Source organism: Geodermatophilus sp. URMC 63 (assembly GCF_053502565.1).
The window spans coordinates 209,595-231,118 of sequence record NZ_CP199956.1; the positions used below are offsets into that span (position 1 = coordinate 209,595).

A 21,524-nucleotide genomic window follows, 5' to 3' on the forward strand; every position below is an offset into this window, starting at 1 on the left:
ACGACGCACGACCGCCGGGCCCCCCTGCGGGGACCCGGCCGTCGGTGACGTGCGGGAACGACCCCTCGCCCCCGCCGCGGGGGGCGGGGGCGAGGGGTCCTCCTCAGCCGCGCTTGAGCTTCTCGGCGTTGCGCTCGAGGTCCTCGAGGCCACCGCACATGAAGAAGGCCTGCTCGGGCACGTGGTCGTAGTTGCCCTCGGTGAGCGCCTTGAAGGCCTGGAGGGTCTCCGACAGCGGCACGTACGAGCCGGGCTGACCGGTGAACGCCTCGGCCACGAACATGTTCTGCGAGAGGAAGCGCTCGATCCGCCGCGCGCGCTGCACGGTGACCTTGTCCTCCTCGGACAGCTCGTCGATGCCGAGGATCGCGATGATGTCCTGCAGCTCCTGGTAGCGCTGCAGGATCTGCTTGACCGTCTGGGCGACCTGGTAGTGCTCCTGCCCGACGTACTGCGGGTCGAGGATCCGGCTGGTGGAGTCCAGCGGGTCGACGGCCGGGTAGATGCCCTTCTCCGAGATCGGCCGCGAGAGCACGGTCGTCGCGTCGAGGTGGGCGAAGGTCGTGTGCGGTGCGGGGTCGGTGATGTCGTCGGCGGGCACGTAGATCGCCTGCAGCGAGGTGATCGAGTGACCGCGCGTCGAGGTGATCCGCTCCTGCAGCTCGCCCATCTCGTCGGCGAGGGTCGGCTGGTACCCCACGGCGGAGGGCATGCGGCCCAGCAGCGTGGAGACCTCGGACCCGGCCTGGGTGAACCGGAAGATGTTGTCGATGAAGAGCAGCACGTCCTGGTTCTGCTCGTCGCGGAAGTACTCCGCCATCGTCAGTGCCGACAGCGCCACCCTCAGCCGGGTGCCCGGCGGCTCGTCCATCTGGCCGAAGACCAGCGCGGTCGAGTCGATGACGCCGGACTCCGTCATCTCGGTGATGAGGTCGTTGCCCTCCCGGGTGCGCTCGCCGACGCCGGCGAACACCGACACGCCACCGAACTCCTGGGCGACGCGGCGGATCATCTCCTGGATGAGCACCGTCTTGCCGACGCCCGCCCCGCCGAACAGGCCGATCTTCCCGCCGGCCACGTACGGCGTCAGCAGGTCGATGACCTTGATGCCGGTCTCGAGCAGCTCGGTGCGGCCCTCGAGCTGGTCGAAGCGCGGCGCGTGCCGGTGGATCGACCAGCGCGGCAGGTCCCGGCCGTAGCCGGGGGTGTCCAGGCACTCGCCGAGTGCGTTGAACACGTGGCCGGTGACGTCCGGGCCCACCGGGACGCTGATCGGCGCGCCGGTGTCGGAAACCTCGGCGCCGCGGACCAGCCCGTCGGTCGGGGCCATGGAGATGGTGCGGACCACGTTGTCACCCAGGTGCTGGGCGACCTCGAGGGTCAGGGTCTTGCCCAGGTCGGCGAGGGTGACGTCGACGTGCAGGGCGTTGAACAGGTCGGGCATCGCGTCGCGCGGGAACTCGACGTCGACGACCGGCCCGGTGACCCGGACGACGCGGCCGGTCGTCTGGGTGGTCGGACGGTCCTCGGTGACGGTCATGGGGAGTGCTCTCCTGCCCTCGCAGCTTCAGTGGTGTCGCAGTTGCAGTGTCCCCGTCCGTGGCGACGGCGGGGACCGGTCGGTCAGTCGTCGGCGCCGGCCGAGACCAGCGCGTCGGCGCCACCGACGATCTCGCTGATCTCCTGGGTGATCTCCGCCTGCCGGGCCTGGTTGGCCTGGCGGGAGAGGTTCTTGGCCAGCTCCTCGGCGTTGTCGGACGCCGACTTCATCGCCCGCCGCCGCGACGCCGACTCCGAGGCCGCCGCCTCGAGCATCGCCGCGTAGATGCGAGTGGTGACGTACTTGGGCAGCAGCGCGTCGAGCAGCGCCTCGGGCGAGGGCTCGAACTCGTAGGAGGTGGGGACGCCGCTGTCACCGGCCGGCCGGCCGGCTGCCGCCTCGTCGGCGTCCCCGTCGCCGCCCTCGACGTCCTCGGGGTCCATCGGGGCCAGCCGTTTGGCGACCGGCACCTGGGCCAGCAGCGACCGGAACTCGGTGTAGACGATGTGCACCTCGTCGACACCGCCACTGCGGTCGCCGTCCTCGGCGGGCTCGAAGACGTCGATCAGCGCGCGACCGACCTCCTGCGCGTCCGAGTAGGCCGGCTGCTCGGAGAACCCGGTGAAGGTGTCCTCCACCGGCCGGTCGCGGAAGGAGTAGTAGGTCTCCCCCTTGCGGCCCACGACGTAGAGGACGGGCTCCTTGCCCTGCTGGCGCAGGGTGCCGAGCAGCTCCTCGGTCCGGCGCAGCACGTTGACGTTGTAGGAGCCGGCGAACCCCCGGTCGGAGGTGATCACCAGGACCGCCGCCCGTCGGGTGTCGGTGCGCTCGTTGAGCAGCGGGTGCTCCAGGGACGCCGAAGCCGAGAGCGCGGTCAGCACGCGGGTGATCTCCCGGGCGTAGGGCTTGGAGGCCTCCACCCGGGCCTGCGCGCGCACGATGCGGGCACCGGCGATCAGCTCCTGAGCCGAGAAGATCTTCTTCGTCGACTGGGTGGAGCGGATGCGGCGCCGCAGCGCGCGGAGGGAGCCGGCCACGTCAGGCGCTCTTCGTCGTCGAGACGCCCTGGGCGCTGGCGCCCGCCTCGTCGTCGTCGGTCAGCGAGCTGCCGTCCGTCGTCGTGAAGTTCCGGTAGAAGCCCTCGACGGCGCGCTCGAGGCTGCCGACGGCGTCGTCGCCGAGCGTCCGCGAGGTGCGGATCTCGTCGTAGACGCCGGGCTCGGCCCGGGCGATGTGGTCGAGGAACTCCGACTCGAAGCGGCGGACGTCACCGACCGGGACGCGGTCGAGCTTGCCGGTGGTGCCCAGCCACAGCGAGACGACCTCGCGCTCGACCGGGTAGGGCTGGTACTGCCCCTGCTTGAGCAGCTCGACGAGGCGCTGGCCGCGGTCCAGGGTGGCGCGACTCGAGGCGTCGAGGTCCGACGAGAAGGAGGCGAAGGCCTCCAGCTCTCGGTACTGCGCGAGGTCCAGGCGCAGCCGGCCGGCGACGGACTTCATCGCCTTGATCTGCGCCGAGCCACCGACCCGGGAGACCGAGATGCCGACGTTGATGGCCGGGCGGACGCCGGAGTTGAACAGACCGGTCTCGAGGAAGATCTGCCCGTCGGTGATCGAGATGACGTTGGTCGGGATGTAGGCCGACACGTCGTTGCCCTTGGTCTCGATCAGCGGCAGACCCGTCATCGACCCGGCGCCCAGCTCGTCGGAGAGCTTGGCGCAGCGCTCCAGCAGCCGGGAGTGGAGGTAGAAGACGTCGCCGGGGTAGGCCTCGCGGCCGGGCGGGCGGCGCAGCAGCAGGGAGACGGCGCGGTAGGCCTCGGCCTGCTTGGACAGGTCGTCGAACACGATCAGCACGTGCTTGCCCTCGTACATCCAGTGCTGGCCGATGGCCGAGCCGGTGTAGGGGGCGATGTACTTGAAGCCCGCGGCCTCCGACGCCGGGGCGGCCACGATCGTCGTGTACTCCATCGCGCCGGCCTCCTCGAGGGAGGCGCGGATGGCCGCGATCGTCGAGCCCTTCTGGCCGACCGCGACGTAGATGCAGCGCACCTGCTGCGCCGGGTCTCCGGTGGCCCAGGCCTGCTTCTGGTTGATGATCGTGTCGGTGACGATGGCGGTCTTGCCGGTCTGCCGGTCACCGATGACCAGCTGGCGCTGGCCGCGCCCGATCGGGGTCATGGCGTCGATCGCCTTGATCCCGGTCTGCAGCGGCTCGTGCACCGACTGGCGCTGCACGACGGTGGGCGCCTGCAGCTCCAGGGCGCGGCGGCCGGTGGTCTCGATCGGGCCGGCGCCGTCGATGGGGTTGCCCAGCGGGTCGACGACGCGGCCGAGGTAGCCGTCACCGACCGGGACCGACAGGACCTCCCCGGTGCGGCGGACCTGCTGGCCCTCCTCGATGCCGGCGAAGTCACCGAGAATGACCACGCCGACCTCGCGGACGTCGAGGTTCAGGGCCAGGCCGCGGACGCCGCTCTCGAACTCGAGCAGCTCGTTGGTCATGACCGAGGGCAGGCCCTCGACACGCGCGATGCCGTCGCCGGCCTCGGTGACCATCCCGACCTCTTCCCGGGAGACGTCCGGGGAGTACTCGGTGACGTAGTTCTGGATGGCACTGCGGATCTCGTCTGCGGAGATCGTCAGCTCGGCCATGGCTCGCGTCCTCTTCCCTGCTGGGTGTGCTGCTGGGTGCTGTCTGGTGGTTCGGTGAGCGGGTACCGCGACGTCAGCCGGTGAGCCGGCGGCCCGCGATCTCGAGCCGGTTGGCGACGCTGCCGTCGATGACCTCGTCGCCGACGCGGACGACCAGGCCACCGAGGACGTCGGGGTCGACGGTCACCTGCAGGCCGATCGCCCGCCCGTAGATCCGGCCGAGGACGTCGCGCAGCCGCTGCTCCTGGGCCGCGGTGAGCGGCGTCGCCGTCGTCACGTGGGCGACCGACCGGCCCCGCCGCGCGGAGGCGGCCTCCGAGAGGCGTTCCACCCGGTTCTCCGCGTTGCCGACGTGCCGGGCGGTCAGGGAGTTCCGCAGCAGCTGCTCGGTCACCGGGCTCACCCGGCCGGAGACCAGCCGGTCGAGCAGCGCGGTCTTGCCCTCCACGGGCGCCCGGTCGTCGGAGAGGATGCGCGAGAGCTCCGGGTCGCCGGCGACGATCCGGCCGAACCGGAACAGCTCGTCCTCGACGCCCTCGAGCTCGCCACGGGCCTCCGCGGCGTCCAGCGAGGCCTCGGTGGCGAGGGTCTCGACGGCCTCGACGAGGTCCAGCGGCCGTGACCAGCGCTGCCGGGCGACGGTCTGCACGAGGTCGACGGTGGCCTCCGACACCCGGCCGCCGAGGACGCGGCCGACCAGGCCGGCCCGGTCGACGGGCTTGGCCGCCGGGTCGGACAGGGCCCGGCGCAGCGCGATCTGCCCGTCGAGCAGCCGCGCGACGGCGAACAGCTCGTCGGCCAGGGCGAGCAGCCCCGGGCCCGCGGCCCCACGGGTGGTCTCCGCCAGGCGCTCGCGCGAGAGCACGAGCGCCTCGCGGCTGGAGGCGTCCATCAGCGGTCGCCGCCGGGCACGAACACGGTGCTGCCGGTGCGCCCGTCGGGCGCGCCGCCGCCGGTCATGCCGTCGAGCTGGTCGAGGAAGCGGTCGACCGTGCCGCGGCGACGGGCGTCGTCCTCCAGGGACTCCCCCACCACGCGCCCGGCCAGGTCGACGGCGAGGGCGCCGATCTGGCCGCGCAGCTCGGTGACGACCGACTGCCGGTTGGCCGCCAGCTGCTCCTCGCCGCGGGCGACGATCCGGGCCGACTCCTCCTGCGCCTGGGCCCGCAGCTCCTCGAGGATCTGCTGGCCCTCGGCGCGCGCCTGGTCACGGATCTGGGCGGCCTCGGTGCGCGCCTCGGCCAGCTGGGCGCGGTACTGCTCCAGCGCGGCCTTGGCCTCGGCCTGCATGGCCTCGGCCCGCTCGATCCCGCCCTCGATGGCCTCCCGGCGTGCCCGGAAGACCTGCTCGAAGCGCGGCGCGACGAACCGGAAGAACACGAACATGACGACCGCGAAGGCGATCAGTCCGATGATGATCTCGCCGAGCGGCGGCAGGAGCGGGTTGTGCGCTTCCTCCGCTGCGAGGGTTCTCATGGTCTCAGTGTCCCTGTCTGGAGTCGGTGACCGTGCCCGTGGGCACGGGTCAGATGCCGAAGACGAAGGGGACGACGAAGCCGATCAGCGCGAGGGCCTCGGAGAGGGCGAACCCGAGGAAGGCATAGGTCCGGGTCAGGCCGGCCGACTCGGGCTGACGCGCGGTGGCCTGGATGTAGGCGGCCCACACGATGCCGACGCCGATGCCCGGGCCGACGGCGGCGAGGCCGTAGCCCACGGAGCCGATGCTGCCGCTCAGCTCAGCGAGAAGATCCAGATCCATGACGGGGTGTTCCTCCTGTGTCGTCGCCCGGGCGCTCCGGGCGGCTTGCGGGGGTCGTGCGGGTGGTGCGGTCCGGGGGGCCGAGCCCGAGGCTCAGTGCTCGGCCTCGATCGAGCCGTTGAGGTAGGTCCCCATCAGCACGGTGAAGACGTAGGCCTGCAGGAAGATGACCAGCAGCTCGAAGAACGTCATCACGATCGCCATCAGTGCCGAGATCGGCCCGAACACGATCGAGAAGTTGTCGCGGCTGAAGAGGTAGACCGCGCCGAGGGAGAAGACGACCAGCAGCATGTGACCGGCGAACATGTTGGCGAAGAGCCGGACGGCCAGCGTGAAGGGCCGGACGATGAAGTTCTGCAGGATCTCGATCGGCGTGACCAGGATGTACATCGGCTTGGGCACGCCCGGCAGGAACAGGATGTCCTTGAAGTAGCGGCCGGCGCCCTGCTCGCGGATGCCGATGTAGATGTATATGACCCAGCAGATGAGGGCCAGCACGAGCGGAAAGGCGAACCGCGACATGGGGGAGATCTGCGCCAGCGGCAGGATCGACATAAAGTTGTTCGCGAGGATGAAGAAGAACAGCCCGGCGAGGAACGGCGCGAAGGGGATGCCCTTCGGGCCGACGACGTCGCGGGCGATGCCGTCGCGGACGAGCGAGTAGCCGCTCTCGCCGACGAACTGCAGCTTGCCGGGGATGATCTGCGGCTTGCGGACCGTCAGCACCATGAAGACGAGCATCGCCAGGGTGGCGAACCACAGGCCCAGCGTGATGCGCGTGATCTCGAAGTCGACGCCGAGCAGTGAGAACTGCGCGAGGGGCTCGGGGTAGAACTCGCCGAGACCGGGGGCCTGGAACCCGTCACCCGCTGCGCCGCCCTCGGCGGCGAGGACGTCCACGTGCGCGAGGGCGCTGGAGGTCACCGTTGTCCCTTCTGCGTCCTGGGCCGGCTCCGTCGTCCGCCCGGGGTGCTGTTGCCGTTCTCGGACGCCCCCGGCGTCGGGGGCAGACCGCCGTACCGTTTCACGACCAGGTAGATGGCCGCCGAGATGCCGAGGAGGATCCCGACCGGCAGGAACACGCGCGTGTCCCACCACCGGTCGAGCAACCACCCGGCACCGCCCCACACGGCCATCCCGGAGATCATCGTGCCGATGACCGCATAGCCGGTCTCGGCACCGCTGCCCCGGGGGGCTTCCCGCGCAGGTCGGGGCCGAGGGGGATCCCCGCGGGCGGGGTCGTCCTCGGCCATCGCGGGGACCCTATCAGCCGCGTGTCGCGGGCCCGTCCGGTCCCGGGGTCACGGTCGCCTGACCGGGTGGCGCCGGCGGAGTCACGTAGTAGAGCGGCCGGGTCCACACCCAGCGCAGCTGCACGCCGCTCCACAGCAGGGCCCCGACGATCACCGACCAGGCCATGGTCAGCCGGTCCAGCCAGCCGTCCTCGGGCAGCGCGTTCAGCAGACCGAAGAGGAGCAGCGCCTTCACGACGAACGTCCCGAGCGCGGCCGGCAGGGTGAAGCTGTCGTGGATCCGGCCGGCCCAGGCGATGACGACGCCCGAGACGACGAAGAAGGACGTGACCACCGCGGCGGCCGCGAGCACGCCGACCGCGTCGGCCCAGCCGCCGACCAGCCCGGCGACCAGCGCGGCGACCGCCGCGACCACCGCGGTCGCGAGGGCCCCGACGCGCAGGAAGGACAGGTCCCATCCGGGCCGCTCCGGCGGGAGGCAGGTCACGGGATCACCTGCCCGGCGCCGGTGCGGCGCACCGCGGGGGCGGTGCTGGGACGGTCCGCGGAGGCGGTGCTGGGACGGTCCGCGGAGTCGGCGCTGGGACGGTCCGCGGGGTCGGCCGGGAGCGCGGGGCCACGGGTGCTCGGGTGTGCGGCGCGGCTGCGGCGCCGCTGCGCGGCGATCTCGGCGGCCCGGGCCTCCCGGGCCGCACGCCGGGCGTGCGGGCCGAGGACGACGACGACACCCACGGCGAGCAGCACCCCGATCAGGACGAGCAGCTCCACCTTGCCGCCGGTGATGGACAGTGCAACCGCGCCGAAGGACAGGAGAGCCGCCCAGAAGTACATGGTCAGCACCGCCCGGCGGTGCGAGTGGCCGATGGCCAGGAGCCGGTGGTGCAGGTGCATCTTGTCGGGCGAGAACGGCGACTGGCCGCGCCGGGTCCGCCGGACGACGGCCAGGAGCAGGTCGACGAACGGGATGAACAGCACCGCGATCGGCACGAGCAGCGGCAGGGTCAGCGGCAGCAGGTTCGCCGCGGAGCCCAGGGTCTGTGAGTCGGTCTGCCCGGTCGCGGACACCGCGGCCGCCGACAGCATCAGCCCGACGAGCATCGAGCCCGAGTCGCCCATGAAGATGCGCGCGGGGCTGAAGTTGTGCGGCAGGAAGCCCAGGCAGGCACCGGCGAGCACGGCGGTGATCAGGGCCGGGGCACTGGCCACGTCGTCGTAACCGACCCGGCCGAGGTGGTAGCTGTAGGCGAAGAAGGCCAGCGCGGCGATGGCCGAGACGCCGGCGGCCAGGCCGTCGAGGCCGTCGATGAAGTTGAGCGCGTTGACCGTGAAGACGGTCAGCAGGATGGTCGCCGGCACGCCCACGTCCGGCCCCAGCGACAGGGTCCCGATGTCGGCCACGGGCAGGAACAGGAACGCCAGCTGCACCCCGATCAGCACCATCACGCCGGCGGCGGCGATCTGGCCGGTCAGCTTGGTGAGGGCGTCGAGGCCGAACTTGTCGTCGAGGACGCCGAGCAGGCAGATCAGCCCGCCGGCCACGAGCACCGCGGCGGTCTGCGAGTCGTCGAACGTGCGCTGCAGCGCCGGCAGCCGGGTGGCCACGAGCACCGCGGCGGCCACACCCAGGTACATCGCCACTCCCCCGCCGCGCGGGGTGGGGATCACGTGCACGTCCCGCTCGCGCGGCGCGGCCATCATCCGCAGCCGGACCGCGGCGACCCGCACCACCGGGGTGGCCAGGAAGGTCACCAGCGCGGCGGTCAGCAGGACGACGGCGTACTCGCGCACGGCTCAGCCCCCACGGGGACCGCGCAGCACCCGGGCCGGGAGCGCGGCGGAGGGGCTCATCGCGACGGTGCTCCCCGGGGCGAGGCGACAGGGCTGACCTCCCACGGTATCGCCACCCCTGCGCCCGGAGGCGGACCGAAGGCCCTCGGCCGGGCGCGCGGCCCTCACTCGGTGGTCTCGGGGACGACCTCGCGGAGCCGGTCCACGGGCACCGCGCCGACCCGCAGCACCCGCGGCACGGGGCCGGTGCAGTCGACGATCGTGCTGGCCCCCGACCCGGTCCGCGGGCCGCCGTCGAGGACCACCGCGGCGTGCTCGCCGAGCTGGGCGACCGCCTCCTCGGCCGTCGTCGCGGCCGGCCGGCCGGAGCGGTTGGCGCTGGAGACGGCGAGCGGACCGGTGCGGCGGAGCAGGTCGCGGGCGACGTCGTCGTCGGGCAGGCGGACGGCGACCGTGCCCTCGGCGTCGCCGAGGTCCCAGGCCAGTGACGAGGCGTGCTCGACGACGAGGGTCAGCCCACCGGGCCAGAACGCCTCGGCGAACCGGGTGGCGACCGGGGGCACGGTCAGCACCAGGCCGGCCAGGGTCGAGGCCTCCCCCACCAGCACGGGCACCGGCATGGCCCGGCCGCGGTTCTTCGCGGCGAGCAGGCCGGTGACCGCGGCGGGTGAGAAGGCGTCGGCACCGACGCCGTAGACGGTGTCGGTGGGCAGCAGGACCAGCTCGCCGCGGGCGATGGCGGCGGCCGCGGCGTCCAGGCCGGCCGCGCGCGCGTCGGGGTCGGTGCAGTCGTAGACGTCGGCCACGGGTGGTCAGTCTCGCGCGGCCCGGCGGGCGGTGGTGAAGCGGGGGCGGCCGGCGAGGTCGGGGTGGTCGGCGACGTCGGTGAACCCGCCGGCGCCGCGCACCAGGGCCGGCAGCGCGTCCCCCTGCTGGTCGGCGTGCTCGATGCCCAGCGCGCCGCCGGGGCGCAGCAGCCGGGCGGCGGTGCGCAGCAGCCCACGGACGACGTCGAGGCCGTCGGGGCCGCCCCACAGCGCGAGCGGCGGGTCGTGGTCGGCGACCTCGCGGGGCACGCGGGCGCCGTCGGGCACGTAGGGCGGGTTGGAGACGACCAGGTCGACGGCGCCGTCGAGGCCGGCGAGCAGCGCGGGGTCGGTCATGTCACCGGCGAGCACGGTCACCGGCCGGTCGCCGGCGGCGGCCCGCAGGGCGGCGTTGTGCCGCGTCCACTCCAGCGCCTGCGGGTCGCGCTCGACGGCGGTGACCTCCGCGCCGGGGTGCTCGTGCGCGAGGGACAGCGCGATGGCCCCCGAGCCGCTGCCCAGGTCGACGACGACCGGCTCGTCGAGACCGGCCAGCCGGGCGAGTGCCCACTCGGCGAGCTGCTCGGTCTCCGGCCGCGGCACGAACACGCCGGGGCCGACGGCGAGCTCGAGGTGGCGGAACGGCGCCCGCCCGGTCAGGTGCTGCAGCGGCACCCGCTCGGCGCGCTGGTCGAGCAGCGCGGCGAAGCGGGCGGCGGCCGCGTCGTCGACGTCGGCACGGGTGAGCAGCGCCGTCCGGGGGACGCCGAGGACGTGGGCGAGCAGCAGCTCGGCGTCCACGCGGGGCGACTCGACGCCGGCGTCGGCCAGGCGCCGGGCGGCGCCGGCCAGGAGGGTTCTGACACTCAGGGACACGGTTCTAGGAGCCGGCCGCCAGCAGCTCGGCGGTGTGCGCGCGGGTGAGCGCGTCGATGACCGGGTCGAGCTCGCCGTCGAGGACGGCGTCGAGGTTGTGCGCCTTGAAGCCGACCCGGTGGTCGGAGATGCGGCTCTCCGGGAAGTTGTAGGTGCGCACCCGCTCGCTGCGGTCGACGGTGCGCACCTGGCTGCGCCGCTGGTCGCTGGCGGTGGCCGCGGCCTCCTCGCGGGCGGCGGCCAGCAGCCGGGAGCGCAGCACGCGCAGCGCCGACTCCCGGTTCTGCAGCTGGCTCTTCTCGTTCTGCGAGCTGACCACGATGCCGGTGGGCAGGTGGGTGATGCGGACCGCCGAGTCGGTGGTGTTGACGCTCTGCCCGCCGGGGCCCGAGGAGCGGAAGACGTCGATGCGCAGGTCGTTCGGGTCGACGGTGACGTCGACCTCCTCCGCCTCGGGCAGCACCAGCACGCCGACGGCGGAGGTGTGGATGCGGCCCTGGGACTCGGTGACCGGCACCCGCTGCACGCGGTGGACGCCGCCCTCGAACTTCAGCCGCGACCAGATGCCCTCGTCGGTGCGGGACTTCACCGCGATCGAGACGTCCTTGTACCCGCCGAGCTCGGCGGGGACGGCGTCGAGCACCTCGGTGGCCCAGCCGCGGCGCTCGGCGTAGCGCAGGTACATGCGCAGCAGGTCGCCGGCGAACAGCGCCGACTCCGCGCCGCCCTCCCCCGCCTTGATCTCGAGGATGACGTCCTTGTCGTCGTCGGGGTCCTTCGGCAGCAGCTGTTCGCGCAGCCGGTCGGTGAGCTCCTCGATGCGGCCCTCGAGCCCGGAGGCCTCCTCGGCGAAGGAGGGGTCCTCGGCGGCCAGCTCGCGGGCAGCGCCCAGGTCGTCGCGGGCGGCGTCGAGCGCCCGCGCCGTCTCCACCACCGGCGCCAGCCGGGCGTAGCGGCGGCCCAGCCGCCGTGCGCGGCCGGGGTCGGCGTGCACGGCCGGGTCGGCCAGCTCGGTCTCCAGCGCGGCGTGCTCCTCGAGCAGCCCGCGCAGCCGGTCGGGTGCGGCGTCGGTGGGACTGCTCACGCGGACCTCTCGTGCAGGACGGGCACTTCCGCGGAAGCGCCCACGGGGGCGGACACGACGACGGCGCCCGTCCCACGCGAGGTGGGACGGGCGCCGTCGGGGGTGCTACTTGCCGGCGGTGGCGCCGCGCTTGCCGAACCGCTTCTCGAAGCGGGCCACGCGGCCACCGGTGTCGAGGATGCGCTGCTTGCCGGTGTAGAAGGGGTGGCAGGCCGAGCAGGTCTCGACGGTCAGCTGACCGCTGGGCGCGGTGCTGCGGGTGGTGAAGGTGTTCCCACACCCACAGGTCACCGTGGTGGTGTGGTAGTCGGGGTGGATACCGGGCTTCATGATGCGGGCCTCTTCCGGGACGTCGTTGCTGTCTGTCTGAACGCGGGCGGCCGACCGGTCATTCCGGCCGCTCCCCGCCGTGGCGCGGGGCTCGGCCGACCAGTATCCCTGACCGGCCGGGCCCCGTCGCCGGGCCCTCCTGCCCTCCCCACCCGAGCCTGCGAGGGGTGGGGGGCAGGAGGGTCCTTCGTCAGTCGAGCGCGGTGCCCGGCGTGTTCTTCTGGACCTGCATGAGGAACTCGACGTTGTTGCGCGTCTTGCGCAGCTGGCCGAGCAGTAGCTCCAGCGCCTGCTGCGGCTCGAGGGCGGCGAGCACCCGGCGCAGCTTGATGACGATGGCCAGCTCGTCGGGCGACATGAGGATCTCCTCCTTGCGCGTGCCCGACGCGTTGACGTCGACGGCCGGGAAGACCCGCTTGTCCGCCAGGCGGCGGTCCAGCTTGATCTCCGCGTTACCCGTGCCCTTGAACTCCTCGAAGATGACCGTGTCCATCGTGGAGCCGGTCTCGACCAGCGCCGAGGCGATGATGGTCAGCGAGCCGCCGTTCTCGATGTTGCGGGCGGCGCCGAGGAAACGCTTGGGCGGGTAGAGCGCCGTGGAGTCGACACCACCGGAGAGGATGCGCCCGCTGGCGGGGGCCGCCAGGTTGTAGGCGCGGCCCAGACGGGTGATCGAGTCCAGCAGGACGACGACGTCGTGACCCATCTCGACCAGGCGCTTGGCCCGCTCGATGGACAGCTCCGCGACCGTGGTGTGGTCCGACGGCGGCCGGTCGAAGGTCGAGGCGATGACCTCGCCCTTCACCGAGCGCTGCATGTCGGTGACCTCCTCGGGCCGCTCGTCGACGAGGACGACCATGAGGTGGCACTCGGGGTTGTTCGTCGTGATCGCATTGGCGAGGGACTGCAGCACCATCGTCTTGCCGGCCTTGGGCGGGCTGACGATGAGCGCCCGCTGGCCCTTGCCGATCGGCATGACGAGGTCGATGACGCGCGTGGTCAGCTGGTGCGGCTCGGTCTCCAGCCGCAGCCGCTCCTGCGGGTAGAGCGGCGTCAGCTTGGTGAACTCCGGCCGGTTGCGCGCCTGCTCGGGGTCCAGGCCGTTGACGGTGTCGAGGCGGACGAGCGCGTTGTACTTGTCCTTGCGCTCCCCCTCGCGCGGCTGGCGGACGGCGCCGGTGATCGCGTCACCGCGGCGCAGGCCGTGCCGGCGCACCTGCGACAGCGAGACGTAGACGTCGTTCGGGCCGGTCAGGTACCCGGAGGTCCGGACGAACGCGTAGTTGTCGAGGACGTCGAGGATGCCGGCGACCGGCAGCAGGACGTCGTCGTCGCTGACGGTCGGCTCGGTGGGCTGGTCGAAGCGCTCGCGCCCGCCCCGGCGGTTGCGGTCGCGGTAGCGGCGCCCGCGACGGCCGCGGCCACCCTCGAAGTCGTCGTCGTCGTCCTCGCGGTCGGCGCTCCGGTCGTTGCCGCGGTCGGCGCTCCGGTCGCTGCGGTTGTCCTGCCGGGCGGCGCGGTCGGGGCGCTCGCCCCGGTCGGGTCCGCGGCCGTCCCGGCCGTTGCCGTCGCGGGCGCCGTCGCGGTCGCGGCCGGCACGCTCGGCCCGCTCACCGTCACGGCCACTGCTGTCACGACCACTGCCGTCACGGCCACTGCCGTCGCGGGTGCGCTCGGCGCGCTCCCCGTCCCGGCCGCCGTCGCGCTCGGCCCGGCCGCCGTCGCGGCCGTTGCCGTCGCGGTCACGGGTGTCGCGGCGGTTGCGGTCGCGACGGGCCGGACGGTCGCCGTCGGTGCGGTCCTCGGTGCGGTCACCCTGACCGTCGGTCCGCTCGCCCTCCGTCCGCTCGTCCTCGGTCCGCTCGCCCTCCGTCCGCTCCGCGGGCGGGGCGGCGGGCGCGGCAGTGGTGGCCTGCTCGGGGGCGGGGGCCGAGGTCGAGGCCGGCTCGGCGCCCGCCTCGGTGGGCGCGCCGGCGGGGCGGCTGGCCGCGCGGCGGCGGCGGGGCGTGCTCTCGGCGCCGTCGGTGGTGGGCGGGGCGGTCAGCGGCCCGCCGTTGGCCCCGCCGCTGACGGGGGCCTCGAGGGGCGCGGCGGTCGCCGCGACGCCGCGCGCCGCGGGAGCACCGGCGGCCTCGGCGGTCGTGCTGTCGGCCGGGGCGCTGGGCGCCGGGGCGCTGCTGCCCGGGGCCTCGCCGCCGACCTGCCGGGTGGAGATGGCGGCGACGAGGTCGCCCTTGCGCATGCGGCCGGTGCCGGGGATGCCCAGCTCGGTCGCGAGCCGCTGGAGCTCGGGGAGCAGCATCCCGGCCAGTCCGCTGCCGCGGCGGCGGGACCGGCCCGCCGTCCCCGTGGCCGCAGCTGCCTCGCCCGCCGCGGTGCCCTCGGTGGCACCGACGGTCGCGAGGTCGGTGGTTTCGCTCACGTACAGGTCCTTCCCTGCGGTGACCTGCGCCTACCAGCGCAGGGGGTGACCCGGCGCCTGCCTGTCCGGCCGGATGACGGGACAGCGGGACAGACGGCGGATCGAGTGGGTGCGGAGCGGATTCAGCGACGACGGGTGAGAACGTCTGCATCGCCCCGCGCGAGGCTCGCCCGAGGGGGCGGCTGAGCCGAACTTTAGACTCACCCCACGGACGGGACAACACCGCTGGACGGCAGTGTGTTCCTCGTCATCGAGACGATACCCCAGGTCCCGGCGCCAGCACGTGGGCTCCGTCGCCGTCCACCTCCACGGGGTACACCTGCCACCCCGGAGGGGTGAGGCAGCTCACGTCGCGCACCACCGCGTCGGGGTCCCCGGCCCCGAGCACCAGCAGGCTCGGGCCGGCGCCGGAGACCACCGCGGCGTGCCCCGCGGCGCGCAGCCGCTCCAACAGGTCGATCGAGCCCGGCATCGCCGCGGCGCGCTGCCGCTGGTGCAGCCGGTCCTCGGTGGCCTCGAGCAGCAGCGCCGGCTCCCGGGTCAGCGCGTGCGCCAGGAGCGCGGCCCGGCCGGCGGCGTGGGCGGCGTCAGCGTGCGGGACGGCGTCGGGGAGCAGCCCGCGGGCGACGTGCGTGGACAGCCGGGCCTCGGGCACCAGCACCACCGGCCGCACCTCGGGCAGGACGGCCAGTCGCGCGGCACGCGCACCGCCGTCGGTCATCCACGACAGCGTCGCCCCGCCCAGCAGGCAGGGCGCCACGTTGTCCGGGTGCCCTTCGAGCTCGGTGGTCAGCCGCAGCACGGCGTCCTCGTCGACATCGTCGACGTCGGGGCACAGCGCCCAGGCGCCGACCGCACCGGCGACGACGGCGGCGGCCGAGGAGCCCATCCCCCGCCCCTGCGGGATGCCGTTCTCCGCGACCACCCGCAGCCCCGGTGGCGACCAGCCGAGCACCGCGCAGGCGGCGCGGAACGCCCGCACCACCAGGTGCGACTCGTCGGTGGGCAGCTCCCCCGCCCCGACGCCGGACACCTCGACGCGCAGCCCGGCGTCGGCGACGGCGAACTCCAGGACGTCGTGGCAGGTCAGCGCCAGGCCCGCGCAGTCGAAGGCCGGGCCGAGGTTGGCACTGGTCGCGGGCACGCGGACCCGGACGGACGCGCCGCTCGGTCCGGCCACGTCCCGGGCCGGCCCGCTGCAGGGTCCCGCCGCGAGCGTCGATCGGCCCCCCTGCAGGGTCCCGCCGCGAGCCTGCGAGCGGTGGGGGGCAGGGGGGTCCTTCTCGGGGGGCAGGGGGTCCTTCTGCGAGCGGAGGGGAGGACGCGGTCCTCCCATCAGAGACCCAGCTGCGCGGCGGCCGCGGTGGCGTCGACGGGAACGGTCACCGGCGTGGGCGCGCCGGAGATGGCCCAGTCGGGGTCCTTGAGCCCGTTGCCGGTGACGGTGCACACGACGCGCCGTCCCGGCTCGAGTTCGCCCGCGGCGGCCACCTTGAGCAGGCCGGCCACCGACGCGGCCGACGCCGGCTCGACGAAGACCGCCTCGCTGCGGGCGAGCAGGCGGTAGGCGGCGAGGATCTCGCGGTCGGTGACGGCGTCGATCCGCCCGCCGGACTCGTCGCGCGCGGCCAGCGCCTTGGTCCAGGACGCGGGGTTGCCGATCCGGATGGCGGTGGCGATGGTGCTCGGCTGCTCGACCACCCGGCCGGTGACGATGGGTGCGGCGCCGGCGGCCTGGAAGCCCCACATCCGCGGCGTCCGGGTGGCCACGCCGTCGGCCGCGTACTCGCGGTAGCCCTGCCAGTAGGCGGTGATGTTGCCGGCGTTGCCGACCGGCAGGCAGTGCACGTCGGGGGCGTCGCCGAGGACGTCGACGATCTCGAACGACGCGGTCTTCTGCCCCTCGATGCGGTACTGGTTGACGCTGTTGACCAGGCTCACCGGGTAGTCGATGGACAGCTTGCTCGCCAGGGCCAGGCAGTCGTCGAAGTTGCCCTCGACCTGCAGCAGCTTGGCGCCGTGCACCAGCGCCTGGGCCAGCTTGCCCAGCGCGATCTTGCCCGTGGGCACGAGGACGGCGCAGACGATGCCGGCCCGCGCGGCGTAGGCGGCGGCGCTCGCGCTGGTGTTGCCGGTGGAGGCGCAGATGACCGCCTGGGCGCCCTCCTCCACGGCCTTGGTGATGGCCATGGTCATGCCGCGGTCCTTGAACGACCCGGTCGGGTTGGCGCCCTCGACCTTGAGGAACACCTCGCAGCCGGTGCGCCGCGACAGCTCGGCCGCGGGCACCAGCGGGGTCGCCCCCTCGTGCAGCGTCACCACCGGCGTCGTGTCGCTGACCGGCAGCCGTGACCGGTAGGCCTCGATCAGCCCGGGCCAGACCGGCGAGACGGCCCCGCGCAGCGTCCCCGTCATGACAGACCCTCCACCCTCAGCACGCTCGTGACCCCGCGGACGGCGGGGACCTCCCGCAGTGCGGCGATCGTCGCCGACAGCGCCGCGTCCGGGGCGCTGTGCGTGACGATGACCAGTGTGGCCGCGTCGCCGTGCCCGTCCTGGCGGACGGTGGCGATGCTGACCTCGTGCCGGGCGAACTCCGTGGCCACGGTCGCCAGCACGCCAGGGACGTCGGCGACGTCGAGGCTGACGTGGTAGCGCGTCGGCGTCTCGGCGATCGGCCGCGCCGGCAGGTCGGCGTAGGCGCTGGGCCCGGCCCCGGCGGCGCCGGACACCCGGTTGCGGGCGACGGCGACCAGGTCGCCGAGGACGGCGCTGGCGGTGGGCTCGCCGCCCGCGCCCTGGCCGTAGAACATCAGTTGCCCGGCTGCCTCGGCCTCGACGAAGACGGCGTTGAAGGCCCCGCCGACGGCGGCCAGCGGGTGGCTGGTGGGGATCATCGCCGGGTGCACGCGGACGGCGACCGAGTCGCCGTCCTCCCCCGCCACCCGCTCGCAGATGGCCAGCAGCTTCACCGTGCAGCCGATCTCGGCGGCGCGGGCGACGTCGGTGGCGGTGACCGCGGAGATGCCCTCGCGGTGCACGTCGGCGGCGGTGACGGCGCTGTGGAAGGCCAGCGACGCCAGGATGGCGCCCTTGGCGGCGGCGTCGAACCCGTCGACGTCGGCGGTCGGGTCGGCCTCGGCGTAGCCGAGCTCGGTGGCCTCGGCCAGCGCTTCGCTGAACCCGGCGCCGGTCTCGGCCATGCGGGAGAGGATGTAGTTGGTCGTGCCGTTGACGATGCCGACGACGCGGCGGATCTGGTCGCCGGCCAGCGACTCGCGCAGCGGGCGCAGCAGCGGGATCGCGCCGGCCACCGCCGCCTCGTAGTACAGGTCGACCCCGGCCTTGGCCGCCGCGGCGTGCAGCGCGACGCCGTCCTCGGCCAGCAGCGCCTTGTTGGCGCTGACCACCGACTTGCCGGCCTCGACGGCGGCGAGGATCAGCGAGCGGGCCGGCTCGATGCCGCCGATGACCTCCACGACGAGGTCGACGTCGTCACGGGTGACCAGCCCGTGCGCGTCGGTGGTGAGCAGCGCGGCGGGCACCCCGGGGTGCCGGTCGGGGCGGCGGACGGCGACGCCGACGATCTCGACGGGCCGGCCGACCCGGGCGGTGAGGTCGTCGGCCTGCTCCTCGACCAGCCGCAGCACGGCGCTGCCGACGGTGCCGCAGCCGAGCAGGGCGACCTTCAGGGGTGTCACGGCTGTACTCCTACGCCGACTCTCGAGCTCGTCGGCCGAGCTCCCACGGCGTGCTCGGGGGCGGGCTGGGACGGGGCGGGGGGCGCGGGCGTGTCCGCGAGGACGGCGTCCAGGGCGAACACGTCGGCCAGTGTCTGGCGCCGCACGATCTCGGTGGCGGCGCCGTCCCGGACGGCCACCACCGGCGGCTTGAGCAGGTAGTTGTAGTTGCTGGCCATCGACCAGCAGTACGCGCCGGTCGCGGCGACGGCGAGCAGGTCGCCGGCCTGCACGTCCGACGGCAGCCACAGGTCGCGGACCAGCACGTCGCCGCTCTCGCAGTGCTTGCCGACGACGCGGCACAGCGCCGGCGGGGCGTCGGAGGTGCGGTTGGCCAGCACGCAGGTGTAGCTCGCGTCGTAGAGGGCGGTGCGGATGTTGTCGCTCATCCCGCCGTCGACGGAGACGTAGTTGCGCACCTGCGGCGCGCCGTGGCCGCCGCTGCCGAGGCGGACCGGCTTGATGGTGCCGATCTCGTAGAGGGTCACCGTGCCGGGCCCGGCGATGGCCCGTCCGGGCTCGACGGCCAGCCGCGGGACGGGGAGGTCCAGCGCCGCGCACTCCGCGGCGACGACCGCGCCCAGCCGGCCGGCGACGTCGGCGGGGGTCACCGGGTCGTCGTCGGAGAGGTAGGCGATGCCGAAGCCGCCGCCGAGGTTGAGCTCCTCGAGCACCTCGCCGGTGGCTTGCTGCACCTGGCCCATGAGGCCGACGACCCGGTGTGCGGCGGCCTCGAAGCCCGCGGTGTCGAAGATCTGCGAGCCGATGTGGCTGTGCAGCCCCGACAGGCGCAGCGCGGGCTCCCGGATGACGCGCACGGCGGCGGTCAGCGCGTCGCCGGTGGCCAGGGAGAACCCGAACTTCTGGTCCTCGTGCGCGGTGGCGATGAACTCGTGGGTGTGCGCCTCGATGCCGACGGTGGTGCGCACCAGCACCGGCACGGGCGTGCCGCCGGCGGCCACCCGGGCGGCGGCCATCGGCACCAGCCGGTCGATCTCGTCGAAGGAGTCGAGGACGACGTGGCCGATGCTGGCGTCGACGGCCAGCTGCAGCTCGACCAGCGACTTGTTGTTGCCGTGCAGGGCGATCCGCCGCGCCGGGAAGCCGGCGGCCAGGGCGACGGCGAGCTCGTTGCCGCTGCAGGCGTCCAGGTGCAGGCCGTCGTCGGCGATCCAGCGGGCCACCTGGCCGCAGAGGAAGGCCTTGGAGGCGTAGTGGACGTCGGCGCCGTCGAACGCGGTGGCGAAGTCGGCGGCGCGGCCGCGGAAGTCGTCCTCGTCGAGGACGAACAGCGGGGTGCCGTGGGCGCGGGCCAGCTCGGTCACCGGCCGGCCGCCCAGGTGCAGCTCGCCGTCGACGCGGCGGGCCGAGCGCGGCCACACCTGCGGGTCGAGCGCACCGAGGTCCTCCGGCGGGAGGCCGACCGACGGCGGCGGGGTCATGCCCCCGTGCAGCGGACCCGCCGGGTGCGCCCTCACATCCGCTCCGGGGCGCTCACACCGAGCACGTCCAGACCGTTGCGCAGCACCACGGCGGTGGCCGCGCACAGCCACAGCCGCGCGGTGGTCAGGGGGCCGGCCTCCTCGTCGCCGCGCGGCAGCACCCGGCAGACGTCGTAGAAGCGGTGGTAGGTGCCGGCCAGCTCCTCGAGGTAGCGGGCCACCCGGTGCGGGGCGCGCAGCTCGGCGGCCGAGGTCAGCACCCGCGGGAACTCGCCGATCGCCCGCAACAGGTCGTTCTCCCGCTCGTGGGTGAGCAGCCCGGCGTCGACACCGTCCGCCCCGCCCAGCGACAGCCCGAGGTCGGCGGCGTTGCGCAGCACCGAGGCGATCCGGGCGTGCGCGTACTGCACGTAGAAGACCGGGTTGTCGTTGGTCTGCCGGCTCCACAGGTCCAGGTCGAGGTCGATCTGCTGGTCGACCGAGGCCCGGGCCAGGGCGTAGCGGGCGGCGTCCTTGCCGACGGCCTCCACGAGGTCCTCGAGCAGGACGACGGTGCCCGCCCGCTTGCTCATCCGCACCGGCTCGCCGTCGCGGACGAGGTTGACCAGCTGGCCGAGCAGGATCTCCAGGTTGGCCTCGGGGTCGTCGCCGACCGCGGCCACCAGCGCCTCGTAGCGGCCGACGTAGCCGGCGTGGTCTGCGCCCAGCATGATCACGACCTTGTCGAAGCCGCGGGTGCGCTTGTCCAGGTAGTAGGCGCAGTCGGCGGCGAAGTAGGTCGGGTCGCCGTCGCTCTTGACCAGCGGCCGGTCCTTGTCGTCGCCGAAGTCGGTGGTGCGCAGCCAGACGGCGCCGTCGGCCTCGTAGACGTGGCCGTTCTCCCGCAGCCGCGCGATCGCCTTCTCCAGCGCGCCGGTGTCGTGCAGCGTGCGCTCGCTGAAGTAGACGTCGAACTCGACGCCGAACGCGGCGAGCGTGCGCTTGATCTCGGTGAACATCAGCTCGACGCCGCGCTCCCGGAAGCGCTCCTGCTGCTCGGCCTCGGGCAGGGCGAGGACGCCGGGCTCGGCGGCGACGACCTGGGCGGCGATCTCACCGACGTAGTCGCCGGCGTAGCCGTCCTCGGGTACCGGCCGGCCGTGCGCGGTGGCCATCAGGCTGCGCGCGAAGCGGTCGATCTGCGCGCCGGCGTCGTTGAAGTAGTACTCCCGCGTGACCGTGGCGCCGCTGGCCTCCAGCAGCCGGCCGAGGGCGTCGCCGACCGCGGCCCAGCGGGTGCCGCCGATGTGCACCGGGCCGGTCGGGTTGGCCGACACGAACTCGAGGTTCAGCTTCTGCCCGGCCAGGGTCGTGGTGCAGCCGTAGGTCTGCCCCGCGGTGACCGCCTCGACGGCGATGCGGCCCAGCGCGCCCTGGGCGAGGCGGATGTTGAGGAATCCGGGGCCGGCGACGTCGACCGCGGCGATGCCCGCCTGGGCACGCAACTCCTCGGCCAGGACCTCCGCGACCTCGCGCGGCGGCCGCCCGGCCGGCTTGGCCAGGCGCAGGGCGACGTTGGTGGCGTAGTCGCCGTGCTCGGGGTTCCGGGGGCGCTCGATGACGACCTCGTCGGGGACGGCGACGGCGAGCGTGCCGCGCTCGACGACCGCCCCGACCGCGGTCCGCACGAGGTCTCGCAGCTGCTCGGGTGTCACCGCGTCATCGTAGGCAGCGGACGCGACGCGCTCCCCCGCCGCACCCGCGCGGTCGGGGGAGCACACAGGGAACCGACCTAGACTCGCGGACGAGCAGCGGCCGCGGGGCCGGAGGCCCTCATCGTGGGCTCCCCC

At 73.9% G+C, this 21,524-nt stretch carries 20 protein-coding genes; all 20 read right to left on the reverse strand.

Annotated elements, in window-relative coordinates; genetic code table 11:
• Positions 1-103 precede the first annotated feature (103 nt).
• Positions 104-1,540 carry a F0F1 ATP synthase subunit beta gene (atpD, locus tag ACWIZO_RS01005; protein WP_448640712.1) on the reverse strand — a complete coding sequence of 479 codons (1,437 nt, stop codon included), beginning with the start codon at positions 1,538-1,540 and terminating at the stop codon, positions 104-106.
• A gap of 83 nt (positions 1,541-1,623) precedes the next feature.
• Positions 1,624-2,577, reverse strand: coding sequence for a F0F1 ATP synthase subunit gamma (locus tag ACWIZO_RS01010; RefSeq protein ID WP_448640713.1), 954 nt, complete (start codon positions 2,575-2,577; stop codon positions 1,624-1,626).
• Between the two features lies 1 nt (position 2,578).
• A complete protein-coding gene (atpA, locus tag ACWIZO_RS01015) occupies positions 2,579-4,195 on the reverse strand; it encodes a F0F1 ATP synthase subunit alpha (RefSeq protein ID WP_448640714.1) in 1,617 nt (538 codons plus the stop codon).
• A 73-nt stretch (positions 4,196-4,268) separates the two neighbouring features.
• Positions 4,269-5,087, reverse strand: a complete 819-nt coding sequence (locus tag ACWIZO_RS01020; protein ID WP_448640715.1) for a F0F1 ATP synthase subunit delta — start codon at positions 5,085-5,087, stop codon at positions 4,269-4,271.
• A complete protein-coding gene (locus tag ACWIZO_RS01025; RefSeq protein WP_448640716.1) occupies positions 5,087-5,671 on the reverse strand; it encodes a F0F1 ATP synthase subunit B in 585 nt (194 codons plus the stop codon). The genes ACWIZO_RS01020 and ACWIZO_RS01025 overlap by 1 nt, the downstream gene beginning before the upstream one ends.
• A 49-nt stretch (positions 5,672-5,720) precedes the next feature.
• A complete protein-coding gene (atpE, locus tag ACWIZO_RS01030) occupies positions 5,721-5,954 on the reverse strand; it encodes an ATP synthase F0 subunit C (protein ID WP_448640717.1) in 234 nt (77 codons plus the stop codon).
• Positions 5,955-6,047: 93 nt separating this feature from the next.
• A complete protein-coding gene (gene atpB, locus ACWIZO_RS01035; protein ID WP_448640718.1) occupies positions 6,048-6,878 on the reverse strand; it encodes a F0F1 ATP synthase subunit A in 831 nt (276 codons plus the stop codon).
• Positions 6,875-7,207, reverse strand: coding sequence for an AtpZ/AtpI family protein (locus tag ACWIZO_RS01040; RefSeq protein ID WP_448640719.1), 333 nt, complete (start codon positions 7,205-7,207; stop codon positions 6,875-6,877). Before ACWIZO_RS01040 ends, atpB begins: the two co-directional genes overlap by 4 nt.
• 13 nt (positions 7,208-7,220) lie before the next feature.
• Positions 7,221-7,694 carry a hypothetical protein gene (locus tag ACWIZO_RS01045; RefSeq protein ID WP_448640720.1) on the reverse strand — a complete coding sequence of 158 codons (474 nt, stop codon included), beginning with the start codon at positions 7,692-7,694 and terminating at the stop codon, positions 7,221-7,223.
• Positions 7,691-8,995 (reverse strand): glycosyltransferase family 4 protein, encoded by a 1,305-nt coding sequence (locus ACWIZO_RS01050; protein WP_448640721.1) that lies wholly within the window; start codon positions 8,993-8,995, stop codon positions 7,691-7,693. Before ACWIZO_RS01050 ends, ACWIZO_RS01045 begins: the two co-directional genes overlap by 4 nt.
• A 164-nt stretch (positions 8,996-9,159) precedes the next feature.
• A complete protein-coding gene (locus ACWIZO_RS01055) occupies positions 9,160-9,801 on the reverse strand; it encodes an L-threonylcarbamoyladenylate synthase (protein ID WP_448640722.1) in 642 nt (213 codons plus the stop codon).
• A gap of 6 nt (positions 9,802-9,807) precedes the next feature.
• A complete protein-coding gene (gene prmC / locus ACWIZO_RS01060) occupies positions 9,808-10,677 on the reverse strand; it encodes a peptide chain release factor N(5)-glutamine methyltransferase (protein WP_448640723.1) in 870 nt (289 codons plus the stop codon).
• A gap of 4 nt (positions 10,678-10,681) precedes the next feature.
• Positions 10,682-11,761: a peptide chain release factor 1 gene (gene prfA, locus ACWIZO_RS01065; RefSeq protein WP_448640724.1), complete on the reverse strand. Its 1,080-nt coding sequence runs from the start codon at positions 11,759-11,761 to the stop codon at positions 10,682-10,684.
• Positions 11,762-11,866: 105 nt separating this feature from the next.
• Positions 11,867-12,091, reverse strand: a complete 225-nt coding sequence (rpmE, locus tag ACWIZO_RS01070; protein ID WP_446757000.1) for a 50S ribosomal protein L31 — start codon at positions 12,089-12,091, stop codon at positions 11,867-11,869.
• 190 nt (positions 12,092-12,281) lie between these two features.
• On the reverse strand, positions 12,282-14,513 hold the full coding sequence (rho, locus tag ACWIZO_RS01075; protein ID WP_448640725.1) for a transcription termination factor Rho: 2,232 nt from the start codon (positions 14,511-14,513) through the stop codon (positions 12,282-12,284).
• 247 nt (positions 14,514-14,760) lie between these two features.
• Entirely contained in the window at positions 14,761-15,657 is an 897-nt protein-coding gene (gene thrB / locus ACWIZO_RS01080) for a homoserine kinase (protein WP_448640726.1), read from the reverse strand.
• A gap of 191 nt (positions 15,658-15,848) precedes the next feature.
• Complete coding sequence (gene thrC / locus ACWIZO_RS01085) at positions 15,849-16,928, reverse strand: threonine synthase (protein ID WP_448640727.1); 1,080 nt, start codon at positions 16,926-16,928, stop codon at positions 15,849-15,851.
• Entirely contained in the window at positions 16,925-18,214 is a 1,290-nt protein-coding gene (locus tag ACWIZO_RS01090; protein WP_448640728.1) for a homoserine dehydrogenase, read from the reverse strand. Before ACWIZO_RS01090 ends, thrC begins: the two co-directional genes overlap by 4 nt.
• Positions 18,211-19,695: a diaminopimelate decarboxylase gene (gene lysA / locus ACWIZO_RS01095; protein WP_448640729.1), complete on the reverse strand. Its 1,485-nt coding sequence runs from the start codon at positions 19,693-19,695 to the stop codon at positions 18,211-18,213. Before lysA ends, ACWIZO_RS01090 begins: the two co-directional genes overlap by 4 nt.
• Before the next feature lie 32 nt (positions 19,696-19,727).
• Complete coding sequence (gene argS, locus ACWIZO_RS01100) at positions 19,728-21,389, reverse strand: arginine--tRNA ligase (RefSeq protein ID WP_448640730.1); 1,662 nt, start codon at positions 21,387-21,389, stop codon at positions 19,728-19,730.
• Between the last annotated feature and the right edge of the window lie 135 nt (positions 21,390-21,524).